This window comes from Leuconostoc mesenteroides subsp. mesenteroides ATCC 8293, assembly GCF_000014445.1.
GTDB classification, from domain to species: Bacteria; Bacillota; Bacilli; order Lactobacillales; family Lactobacillaceae; genus Leuconostoc; species Leuconostoc mesenteroides.
Window position 1 is genome coordinate 1,500,850 of record NC_008531.1, and the last position, 11,444, is coordinate 1,512,293.

14 protein-coding genes are annotated in these 11,444 nt (G+C 38.4%); 1 reads left to right on the forward strand and 13 read right to left on the reverse strand.

Annotation, left to right across the window (positions count from 1 at the left end):
- Nucleotides 1–6: 6 nt before the first annotated feature.
- The gene (gene mraZ, locus LEUM_RS07345; protein WP_002815203.1) at nucleotides 7–438 is read right to left on the reverse strand and encodes a division/cell wall cluster transcriptional repressor MraZ; all 432 of its coding nucleotides are present in this window, start codon (nucleotides 436–438) and stop codon (nucleotides 7–9) included.
- A gap of 151 nt (nucleotides 439–589) precedes the next feature.
- The gene (locus LEUM_RS07350) at nucleotides 590–931 is read right to left on the reverse strand and encodes a DUF3397 family protein (RefSeq protein ID WP_011680175.1); all 342 of its coding nucleotides are present in this window, start codon (nucleotides 929–931) and stop codon (nucleotides 590–592) included.
- Between the two features lie 100 nt (nucleotides 932–1,031).
- Here LEUM_RS07350 and LEUM_RS07355 point away from each other — a divergent pair, with 100 nt between their 5' ends.
- The gene (locus tag LEUM_RS07355) at nucleotides 1,032–1,238 is read left to right on the forward strand and encodes a DUF4044 domain-containing protein (RefSeq protein WP_011680176.1); all 207 of its coding nucleotides are present in this window, start codon (nucleotides 1,032–1,034) and stop codon (nucleotides 1,236–1,238) included.
- A gap of 47 nt (nucleotides 1,239–1,285) precedes the next feature.
- Here LEUM_RS07355 and LEUM_RS07360 read toward each other — a convergent pair whose 3' ends face one another.
- From LEUM_RS07360 to fmt, 11 genes are all read right to left on the reverse strand, one after another.
- Entirely contained in the window at nucleotides 1,286–2,992 is a 1,707-nt protein-coding gene (locus LEUM_RS07360; RefSeq protein ID WP_011680177.1) for a DAK2 domain-containing protein, read from the reverse strand.
- Between the two features lie 8 nt (nucleotides 2,993–3,000).
- Entirely contained in the window at nucleotides 3,001–3,360 is a 360-nt protein-coding gene (locus LEUM_RS07365; protein ID WP_014324985.1) for an Asp23/Gls24 family envelope stress response protein, read from the reverse strand.
- 208 nt (nucleotides 3,361–3,568) lie between these two features.
- Nucleotides 3,569–3,769 carry a 50S ribosomal protein L28 gene (rpmB, locus tag LEUM_RS07370; protein WP_002815208.1) on the reverse strand — a complete coding sequence of 67 codons (201 nt, stop codon included), beginning with the start codon at nucleotides 3,767–3,769 and terminating at the stop codon, nucleotides 3,569–3,571.
- 90 nt (nucleotides 3,770–3,859) lie between these two features.
- Nucleotides 3,860–4,174 carry a thioredoxin gene (gene trxA, locus LEUM_RS07375; RefSeq protein WP_011680179.1) on the reverse strand — a complete coding sequence of 105 codons (315 nt, stop codon included), beginning with the start codon at nucleotides 4,172–4,174 and terminating at the stop codon, nucleotides 3,860–3,862.
- Entirely contained in the window at nucleotides 4,164–4,823 is a 660-nt protein-coding gene (locus LEUM_RS07380) for a thiamine diphosphokinase (RefSeq protein WP_011680180.1), read from the reverse strand. The genes trxA and LEUM_RS07380 overlap by 11 nt, the downstream gene beginning before the upstream one ends.
- Nucleotides 4,823–5,479 (reverse strand): ribulose-phosphate 3-epimerase, encoded by a 657-nt coding sequence (gene rpe, locus LEUM_RS07385; RefSeq protein ID WP_011680181.1) that lies wholly within the window; start codon nucleotides 5,477–5,479, stop codon nucleotides 4,823–4,825. The genes LEUM_RS07380 and rpe overlap by 1 nt, the downstream gene beginning before the upstream one ends.
- A gap of 13 nt (nucleotides 5,480–5,492) precedes the next feature.
- Complete coding sequence (gene rsgA / locus LEUM_RS07390) at nucleotides 5,493–6,380, reverse strand: ribosome small subunit-dependent GTPase A (RefSeq protein ID WP_011680182.1); 888 nt, start codon at nucleotides 6,378–6,380, stop codon at nucleotides 5,493–5,495.
- 51 nt (nucleotides 6,381–6,431) lie between these two features.
- On the reverse strand, nucleotides 6,432–8,357 hold the full coding sequence (gene pknB, locus LEUM_RS07395; RefSeq protein WP_011680183.1) for a Stk1 family PASTA domain-containing Ser/Thr kinase: 1,926 nt from the start codon (nucleotides 8,355–8,357) through the stop codon (nucleotides 6,432–6,434).
- Nucleotides 8,358–8,359: 2 nt separating this feature from the next.
- The gene (locus tag LEUM_RS07400; RefSeq protein WP_011680184.1) at nucleotides 8,360–9,094 is read right to left on the reverse strand and encodes a protein phosphatase 2C domain-containing protein; all 735 of its coding nucleotides are present in this window, start codon (nucleotides 9,092–9,094) and stop codon (nucleotides 8,360–8,362) included.
- Nucleotides 9,094–10,440, reverse strand: coding sequence for a 16S rRNA (cytosine(967)-C(5))-methyltransferase RsmB (gene rsmB, locus LEUM_RS07405; protein WP_011680185.1), 1,347 nt, complete (start codon nucleotides 10,438–10,440; stop codon nucleotides 9,094–9,096). The genes LEUM_RS07400 and rsmB overlap by 1 nt, the downstream gene beginning before the upstream one ends.
- On the reverse strand, nucleotides 10,430–11,395 hold the full coding sequence (gene fmt, locus LEUM_RS07410) for a methionyl-tRNA formyltransferase (RefSeq protein WP_011680186.1): 966 nt from the start codon (nucleotides 11,393–11,395) through the stop codon (nucleotides 10,430–10,432). Before fmt ends, rsmB begins: the two co-directional genes overlap by 11 nt.
- Nucleotides 11,396–11,444: the final 49 nt, after the last annotated feature.

Consider the following 11,444-nt stretch of genomic DNA (forward strand, 5'->3'; position numbering starts at 1 on the left):
ATTCGTTTAAAGGTCGAAGTCTACCAAACCTTCAGCAATATTATCAAAATCATCCGCAGTTTCAGCCGTATATGCTGACCAATTCTCTGCACTCCATATTTCAAATGAATCACCAACACCGGTAACTACAACACTTTTTTCTAGTGACGCGTATTCTCTTAAATTATTAGGAACAACAATTCGTCCCTGCTTATCAAACTCGGCTTCTAATGCACCAGCCATAACAAAACGTCTAAAAGCACGTGCATCTTTCTTGCCTAATGGTAATTGATTTAACTGCTCTTGCAATTTTTCCCAAACTGCCATCGGCATAGCGCGAAGTGATTTCTCCATCCATTTTGTAATAATGAATTGATCACCGAGTTGATTACGAAATTTTGCCGGAATAATTAAGCGACTCTTTGTATCAAGCGTATGTGAATATTCACCCATGAACATAGAGCCACCTCCATTAAAATTTCTATACTATTAATTTACCACATTTCCCCACTTCACTCCACCCAAATTATTGTTTTGTCACAAACTAGTAAATTTTCAGCACACAAAAAGCGCAGTTATCAAGGATAACTGCGCTTCAAAAATGTGGGGTTTAATGGAGGAATAACCCAATAATTGTTATCAAAATGACAATTATTGCGGCCAATAAACCACTCCATTGCCAGTACCTTCGCCAAAATGTTTGCCATCGCCAGTTATTTTGCAATAAAAACCAAGCTAAAAAGATCCCAACGACCAACCATACAAGTAAAAACCAAGGAACAAAGCTAATACCAAATAGATAACCCATTGTTTGGTGCAATACAATCCAGTTAGGAATCGTAATAATGTCTAATGTTTTAATAGATGCTTGTTTTAAAGCTGTCCATTTCTTAAATATAATGACAACTGTCCAAAAAATAAAACCACCGAGTGGCCAAATCCACCATTGCATGTTAATTACCTCGTATCTAACTTTAACGAATTCGCGTAGAAATTTCAATTATTTTAGAAGATATGTTAGACTAGAAAGTAATATATTAGAGGTGATATCAATGACTGACGAACAAAACCATCGACCGGTTAACACAAAATTACAAGCCGAAATAGAATCAAAGTTAAACCAGCACAAGGTGCCAAAAATTGATAAAAAACCACGGACACGTCTCGAAAAAATGACGTTAGTTATGTCATGGTTTATGGTTATCTTAATGGCTGGATCAGTAATATACGCAGCTATTAGCGCATTAGGCTGGCTATAATAAAAAAGACGTAAATTCAGTGTAGTACTGAATTTACGTCTTTTTTATTATTCAACTGATATGAAGAATGGATACAATGGTTGTCCACCATCGTGAACTTCGACTTCTAGACCGTCATCTAATTCTTCCACAAATGCTTTTAACTTTTGTGCAACTTTAGCTTTTGTTCCCTCACCAAAAATAATTGTCACAATTTCAGAATCATCATCAATCATTTTTTGAATAGCTTCTTGCGCAGCTGATTCAACATTGTGAGCTACGACTTCAATGTCACCATCGATAATCCCCATCCAATCACCATGATGAATTTCATGGCCATTAAATTTAGTTTCGCGAACTGCCTGTGTGACTTGCGCCGACTTTACATCAGCCACCATTTCTGACATTTCTGCAGCATTTTGTTCCAAATCAGCATCAGGGTTATAGCCCATCATCGCTGTTAATCCTTGTTGAATTGTACGTGTTTTAACAACTTCTACTGGAATTTCCGCTAATGTAACTGCCTGTTCTGCTGCCATGAAAATATTGCTGTTGTTCGGTAAAATAATAGCCCTTTTTGCGCCACTATCTTCAATAACCTTAACAATATCAGCAGTTGATGGATTCATTGTCTGTCCACCAGAAATCACAGTATGAACGCCTAAACTTTTGAAAAGTTCAGCAATACCATCCCCAGCAGCAATGGCAATTACTGCTGTGTCAGATACTGGGACCTGCATTGCAGCTATTTTTTCAACACGTGCTTCTTCTGCACGTTGTGCATCAATAACTGTTTGCTGTTGATCGCGCATATTGTCGACTTTAACTTTAACTAGTGAACCAAAATGTGTTCCCCAACTGATTACTTTACCAGGATTCTCAGTATGCACGTGTACTTTAACAATTTCATCATCGTTGATAACTAATAAAGAGTCACCTAATTCTGCTAAATAATCGTAAAACTTTTGGTAATCAAAATCATGATCATATGTTGTGCCTTTACCAATCTGAACCATAATTTCAGTACAGTAACCATATTTAATATCTGCTGGATCTAAACTGCTACTAGCTTGCGCCCCCGCATGAAGTTCCTTGACCATTTGATCAAGCTCAGCATTATCAGGTGCTTTAATATCTTCTTCATTAAAATCACCACTGATCACTTGATAGAAAGCTTGCAATACGAAAACAAGTCCTTGTCCGCCAGAATCAACAACACCCACTTCTTTTAAGACTGGTAACAATTCAGGCGTTGAATCCAGAGCTACTTGTGCTGCTTCCTGAACAGCAGCCATCAGTTCAACAATGTCGTCTGTTTGTTCAGCCACCTTGTTTGCTTTAGCTGCCGCCTCACGAATAACCGTCAAGATTGTTCCTTCAGTAGGTTTCATCACTGACTTATATGCCACTTGTGCACCACTCATTAATGCATCAGCTAGATCACGTGCCGATAGTGTTTCTTTTCCAGCCATACTATTGGAAAAGCCACGAAAAATTTGTGATAATATCACGCCTGAGTTACCACGTGCTCCCATCAGTAAACCCTTGGAAGTAGCTTTGGCCAAAGCACCAATTTCTGTTTCTAGTGAGTCACGCTCATACTGCGCACCACTCGCCATTGAAAGGCTCATGTTCGTTCCTGTATCGCCATCAGGAACCGGAAATACGTTTAATTTATTAATTTTATCTGCATTAGCAGCAAGTACAGCCGCTGCAGCATTAATCATCTTACCAAATTCAACATTGGTAATCTTTGTTAGTGAATTAACTGACATAATCTCTCCTAGTCACTGACGCGAACACCCTGAACAATCACGTTAACCTCAGAAACATGAATACCCAAAAATGCGTCAAGATTATACTTTACTTTACCTTGAACTGATTTTGAAATCTCGGACAATTTAGTACCGTACTGTGCAACTAAGTAGACATCAACTGCAACACCACTATCTTTTTGATGAACTACAACGCCTTTAGCATAGTTTTCCCGATTCAGAATCTGATTAACGCCATCGCGAAAAGTTGCTTTAGATGCCATCCCAACAACACCAGGATTTTCAATTGCAGATCCACCAACAATTGTAGCAATAACATCATTTTCAAGGCTAATATCGCCATTATTTGTTTTAATTATAATTGCCATAAAATTTAAGAACATTTATCGTTATATTGAGATGTCTTTTATCAACACCCTAAAGTATAACAATAAATGCATTTCCTCCTCACAAAGAGTTTACTAAGTATATTTTACCATACATAAATTAAGTTGCATTGAGAGGTGTTCTATCTATTAATAAAAAAGACCACCCCATGGTGGTCTTACGACGTCAGCAAGCTAACGAAATACTAGCTTAAACGCGTTCGATAGAACCGTTCTTCAATCCAGCCTTCAAAGTACGTGCTGTCAAGTAAACTTTCTTTGGTGCAGCACCATTAATTTTAACCGTAACTTTTTGCAAGTTTGGCTTCCAGCTACGACGACTTGAGTTCAACGCGTGTGAACGTTGGTTACCAAAGCGTGTACGCGCACCAGTAATAGCATCTTTTGCCATGTTTAACCCTCCTTCTTCGAGCTGTTTATTTTTTAAAAGCTCTTTCTACAACAATATTAAATTTTACCAGAAATTCAACCCTTTGACAAGTTAATTTGTATATTTAGCTAAAATCTTTGCTAATTGTTCTTTATTATGGAATCCCGTTAAGCGTTCCACAACTTCTCCATCTTTTTTAATCAAAAGCGTTGGAATAGCACGAATACCGAATGCAGCAGGAGTTTCAGGGTTAGCATCCACATCCATTTTAACAAACTTCACATCGTCGACTTCATCAGATAGCACATCCAGAACAGGTGATTGCATGCGACATGGACCACACCAAGTTGCCCAAAAATCTGTTATGCTAACGCCCGTGTTTGTTTCTTGATTAAAAGTTGCATCTTCTACTGTTTTAACTGCCATGTTGTTTTTCTCCATCTACAGACTGCGTAATCATTATGATTCCTGTATCAAAGGACACGTGAACTGAATTTGATATAAATTCATTCGATGACCACATTTTATACTTATTTTTTGTTAGTGTCAATGGGTACTTGGCATCTATTATTTTGAAGTTCTCAACATCATTGAGCGGCATAAATCCTAAATACTTTGAGTTAGGATACTTTGCAATCTCACTTAAGCCAGGTGTAACATAGCTCACGATGTTTGCATTATCAATAAAATTCGTTTTTTCAACAATACTTTCAAACTTTTCATCAGCCATTAACCACAAATTACTCAACATGTGATCAATTCGTGCACCAGTAGCACCAAATACTTTAATAATATCGGGATTTTTGTCTTGAGCGTACATTAAGGCCAATTCTGTGTCTGTTTCATCTTTTTCGGCCTTGACATGAATAATTTTTTGCGCGGCTAAATGATTTTGAATTGTGGTTAATTCAAAATCTGTTAGAGAATCAAAATCACCAACCGCCATGATCATTGGTATATTTTTTTGGTATAGATACCAAGCACCTCTATCAGCGCCAATCCACATCCCTTGTTCCTGAAATAAATTTTTGGGCCATAATTCCGTTGGCCCACCGGCTAAGATATTAATCTGCATTATTTAATCAAATCTTTCAAAATACCGATTTTTGCAGCAGGATCTACTTTATCGTACACATACGATCCAGCCACAAAAACTTTTGCACCAGCATCATATGCTGATTTAATCGTCTCGTTATTCACGCCACCATCAATTTCAATATCGAAGTCAAAGCCACGCTCCTCACGGAATGTTTGTAGTTGTTCAATTTTTTGCAGCGTTGATGGCAAGAACTTTTGTCCGCCAAATCCTGGGTTTACAGTCATAACTAGTACTTGATCAACCATATCCAGTACTGCTTCAATTGCGGATACTGGCGTTCCTGGATTGATAACAACTTCTGCTTTGACACCTTTGTTCTTAATCATTTGTAAAGCACGGTGAATATGTGGTGTTGCTTCAACATGAACACCAATGATGTCTGCACCAGCATCCGCAAATTCTTCAACAAAGCGTTCTGGATTTTGAATCATTAAGTGAACGTCTAACACTAAATCAGTTTCCGGACGCAATTGCTTGACCCAATTTGGACCATAAGATATAGCGGGCACAAAAGTACCATCCATAACATCGATGTGCAAATACTCTGCACCAGCAGCTTCAACAAGCTTGACGTCACGTTCCAAATTTGTGTAATCTGCGCTCAAAATTGATGGTGCAATGATTCCTGACATGATATACCTCTTTTTAATTGTCTGTTTTATATTTTGGTTTTTGCGCTTTAATCAACTCATAAAACGCCTTATAACTATTATACCTTGACTGTGTGATTGTGCCAACCGCTACAGCCTCTTTAATGGCACATCCTGGTTCATTCAGATGTAAACATCCACGGAAACGACAATCTTGACGTTTTTCAACAAACTCTGGAAAATAATCATCTAATTCTTCAACAGGAAAATCAAACACTTCATATGAAGAAAATCCTGGCGTGTCAGCAATCAAAGCCTCATCTACCTCAATCAACGTTACCTGTCGTGTTGTGTGTTTTCCTCGACTCAACGCTTTAGAAACTTCACCCGTTTCAAGCCCAAGTTGTGGCGATAGATGATTCAGTAATGTTGATTTTCCAGCTCCCGTTTGCCCCATAAAAACTGAAACATGGTCTTTTAACATCATTTTAAGCGCTTCAAAAGCGCTTTTTGAATCTGAAAAAATAACATCATAACCAATACTTTGATAATAATTAGCGACGTGATTTATTTTCTCATGTTCAGATTTTTCCAGCAAATCCATTTTAGAAAAATATATCAACGGTCTTACGTTTGCAGCTTCAAGTGCCACCAACTGACGATCTAACAAATTTGGTGCAAAATCAGGTTCCTTGGCGGCTGTCACAATAACGGCAATATCAATATTTGCTATTGGCGGGCGAACTAAAAAGTTCTCCCGTTCATGGATTGCCCAAATAAAGCCCTCGTCATTTTCACTCTCAAAATCAACAAAATCGCCAACTAGCGGTTTTTGCTTAGATTTCCGAAATTCACCGCGAGCTCGCGTTCTTTGAATGTCACCACTGGGTAACTGTATATCGTAATAACCGCTGAGCGATCTAATAATTCGTCCTGTTTTCATACCATTAATCATAACAAAAAAAGCCGATAATATCGACTTTTAGACACGTTGTTATTGACTCGAAGAGCTCTCAGATGTGGAACTGTCCGATGATGTAGTACTAGAATCCTCACTACTTGTTGAACTACTTGAGGAACTACTGCTAGAACTAGAAGACGACGAACTACTACTACTTGAGCTCGATTGTTCTGGTCCCTGTGAAATCGTAATTAATAAGGTGTTATCTTTTGTAATCTTTGATCCGCCACGGATTGATTGACTAATAACATGGTCCTTCTTAACAGAATTGGAGTAAGTCGTATTAAAATTAACAGTGACATCATTTTGTGATGCCCAATTTTGAACATCGCTTTGTGTGCTACTTTTAGTGAAGTCAGGGACAGTAATCTTAACCGGTCCTGTTGAGACAGTGAAAGTCACCTTTGTGGCTGTAGGGTCTACCTTCCCATTGGCATTAATAGATTGAGCTATAATTATGCCTGCAGCTACACTATCTGACGCTTGTTGTTCTTTTTGAATTTCGTATCCTTGCGAGCGCAATTGTGCTGCTGTTACATCATAATCCGATCCAACATAATCTCCAAAACGCACTTTTGCCTTACCAGAGGAAATAACCAAGTTGATACTGTCCCCTTTTTTTACGTCAGTTCCTTCTTTAGGGGTTGAACGCACAACACTGCCCTTTTTGATGGTTGTCGAAGTTGTCGAAGTCACACTACCAACATTCAATCCAGCTTCTTGTATTTTCTTTTCAGCCTTGGCTCTTGTTAAGTTGGATAAGCTCGGCACAGTGATTTGACTAGCCTGAATATGAATAAACGCAAAAATAGCAATAATAGCAACAATAAAAAGCACTGCAAAAGCCAAAATTTTAGGTAATTTATTTTCACGATACTTGATGCCATTGCCCCGAAGCACACTTCTAACATAATTAGGTGTCCGGTCAACAATTTTTGCGATACTTTTAACAGCGTAACCTTTTTTACCATACTCAATGATCAGATCTTTTACTGATGGTTCCTCAGGAACTTCCTCCGGTAAAACATTAACAGAGGAAACACCATTCTTGAGCTGGTCTTGAATTTGTTCCATCGGAATAATGCGCGTTTCGTTTTCAATATCCGCAGTTGGCGCAAATCGTTGTTCATTTGAACGACGTGGCGATAGAACTGTTTTTAAATCTTCAGCCATAACTGAGACATCTAAATAACGATCCTGTGGGTTCTTAGCTGTGGCTTTTAAAATAACATTTTCTAGTGCTTGGGGAATTCTTGGATCAAAATCACGTACTGAAGGCATATCATCAGTTGCATGTTTTAGTGCTACTGCGACCGGCGTATCTCCTTCATACGGCACTTGCTTCGTTAGCATTTCATATAACATAACACCAAGTGCATAGATATCAGACTTTGCTGATGCCATGCCCCCACGGGTTTGTTCTGGTGACAAATAATGAACTGAACCAATCACGGTATGCGTCTGCGTCAAATCTTGCTCTGACTTAGCAATTGCAATACCGAAATCGGTAATCTTCACTTGATCATTTCTGTCAATTAAAATATTTTGTGGTTTTAAATCACGATGAATAATACCTGCATTATGTGCAGCCTGCACGGCGTTTAATATTTGCATCATAATATCAACAACTTGTTGATATGCAATTGGAAAATGTTCACCAATGTATGATTTAAGATTTGTACCATCAACATATTCCATGACAATATATTGTGAACCTTGGTACTCACCAACGTCGTATACTTGGACAATATTGTCATTAATCAGTTCTGTTACTGATAAGGCCTCACGTTGAAAGCGTTTTGCCAAATCTACATCATTTTTCATATCAAGACGCATCATTTTAAACGTTACATCACGATTAAGAAATTCATCATGCGCCAAATAAACATTGGCCATACCGCCATCGCCAAGCGATTTTATAATACGGTATCGATTGTCAACTAGTGTATCTGGTAACATCTCTAATCCTTTTCATGTGTGACGAGTACCGCCGTCACGTTATCTGGTGCGCCTTTTTCATTTGCTTGCTGAATCATATCAAAAACTTTAATATCAAGTGGTTCTTCGTAGCGCATTATTTGCTTAATTGTCTTGTAGTCTAATACTTTTGTAATACCATCAGATGTTAGAAATAAAATATCATCTGCCACAAAATCGTGTTGAGAAATTTCAATATCTGCGTGTTCATCAACACCTAAAAATCGTGTCACACTATTAGCGTGTACCATGTTACTAGCATCTGCACTGGCCATAGCCCCTCTACGAACGATTTCATTTTTTAAAATATGGTCATTGGACAGTTGGGTTAATTGATTATTATGCAACAAAAAGGCTTTGGAATCGCCTAAATTAGCAATCACAACTTTTTCGTCAAACAATACAGCCAAAACAACGGTCGTTGCCATCTGTGACAGCTCTTGAAAGCGTTGCCCGGCCTTTATAATAGCATCATTTTCAATTTTAGCTTGTTTTTTTAACCACGCAATTGTAGGAACAATTGTCTCCAAATCATTGCTTTCCCAAGCATGTCCGAAGTGCTCAACAGTCATTGCACTGGCAACCTCACCGCCTTCATTCGAAGTAACGCCGTCAGCAACGATCACCATTGTCCGTCCAACTTTATTTATAAAAGAACCTACATAATCTTCATTGTCGTGGCGCTTGGATCCAGGATCCGTACGATAGGCAATTGCCATTAATCATTTTTCCTCAATGTAGCAACGAAAAAGCCATCTGTATGGTAATCATCGGGATACACATGTAAGGCTTTTTCGCCATGATCTAATTTTAATTTATACGTTGTTTCCGTTGGAATTAATTCAAAATTCGGATGGTCTTCCAAAAAATTTGTTACAACATCGTCATTTTCTTGACGCAAGATTGTACAAGTACTGTAAACCATGATACCATTTTTTGCAAGGTTTTGGCTAACTGAATCCAAAATTTGTGTTTGTAAACGAGCTAAACTTTCGACATCTTCCAAGGTTTTATCATATCTAATTTCAGGCTTTCGACGCAATAAACCAAATCCTGAACATGGTGCATCAACTAGAATTCGATCAAATTTTTTGTCAATTTGTTCAGGAACTTTTCTTGCATCTAGGACACGTGCATGAATTTTATCGGCTACGTGTAATCTCTCAGCATTGTTGTTAATTAACTTAATTTTATGCTCATGAACATCTAAGGCCGTAATCACAGCATCTGGAGCGCTGTATTGTGCAAGTTGCGTGGTTTTTCCACCAGGTGCCGCCGCTGCATCTAAAATACTTTTAACCTCAGGCGTCAAATGTAAACTTTCTACTGGTAGCATCGCACTTTCATCCTGTAATGTTAACCAACCATCATGGTATGCTTTAGAACTGGCCACATGCCCACCGCTGACTAAAAACGCATGTGCAGCAACGCTAGATGCTGTAATAGTGAAATTTTCTGATTCTAGCGCAGTAACGACTTCTTGATCAGTAGCTAGTAACGTATTAACACGAATGGATTGCTTAGGTGCATCATTGATTGTAGCAATGATTTGGCGTGCTCGTTCATCCCCATTTTGCTTAATCAACTCTTCAACCAACCAAACCGGCAAACTTGCTTCAATAGAAAGACGTTGTATGTCATCACCAATGTCGGCAACACTACGAAGGCCTTTACGACTAATGTTATGCAAGATGGCAGTAACAAATTTTCCTGTTCCAACATGCCCTAGTATTTTAGCTACTTCAATTGATTCATTAAAGATGGCATGCTGTGGTATTTTATCTAGGTATTCCATTTGGAAAATAGCTGTATATAGCAGCTCCCGAACCCATGGATCAATTTTTTTGCTACCTACGAAAGGTTCAAGCCAATACTCAAAAGTTAAGCGATGCTGAATGACACCGTAAACCAAAGTTGTTAATAAACGAGTATCTGCTTCACCCAGCTTATGTTGCTTGATCACTTGATTTAATTGTAGATTAGAATATGCACCATTTTTTATTTTGGCTAGTGTTTGAACTGCTAAAACACGTGGATTGTCACTGTAAACTCGTTTATCGCTCATTAATTGTTGCCCATTTCTGACCTACTTCAAGATCTTTTCCAGCGCCATTTAAATAGGCACTAATCGCCATTTCTGATTTACCTGCCGGCTGTAGTCGGTTGATTTGAACAACCGTACCATTTGCGGAGGCCACTTTTAATTGTTTTTTGCTTTTCTCAACAATGGTGCCCGGTTCTTGCGCTGTTAATTCAGACAAGGGTGTCACATCAGTGATTTTCACGCGTTGATCCAAAACCTGCACAAAAGCTGGATGAGTTGGATATAAACCACGTATATGCCAGTCTAGTTCTTGGGCTGTTTCTGTTGCAAAATTAAGATTCTGCATGTCGTGCGGTATATTTGGTGAAAAAGTAACTTCTTCTTCATTTTGTACTACTGGGTCAATATTACCGGTAGCGATTTTAGGGAGTGTCTTTAATAGCAAATCACGTCCAGCAATGCTTAATTTGTCAAACATCGTGCCAACATTATCGGTGCTCGTAATTGGAACTTTTATCGTATCAATAACATCACCGGCATCCATTTTTTTGACCATGTACATAATTGAAACACCGGTTTCTTTATCGCCATTCATAATGGCATAATGAACTGGTGCACCACCTCGATATTTTGGTAATAATGAAGCATGCGTGTTAACTGCAGCAATTTTGGCCGCGTCTAATAATTTTGTAGGTAAAAATTGTCCAAATGCTGCGGTCACGATGAAATCAGGATTAATATCAATGACTTGTTGCATCTCAGGAGAACCACTTATTTTTTCTGGTTGTAAAACAGGCACGTTCTGCGCCAGTGCTGCAACTTTAACAGGACTTGGTGTTAAAGTATGCTTGCGTCCCTGTGGGCGATCGGGTTGTGTCACAACAGCCTTCACATCATAATTATTATTTTCAAGAAGCGCTTCTAATATCGGTACTGCAAAACTTGGAGTGCCCATTAATACTACTGAATATGTCATTTTATACCTCTCAAACAGCTGTGTTAGGGTGTTTTATTTTTTATTCGCA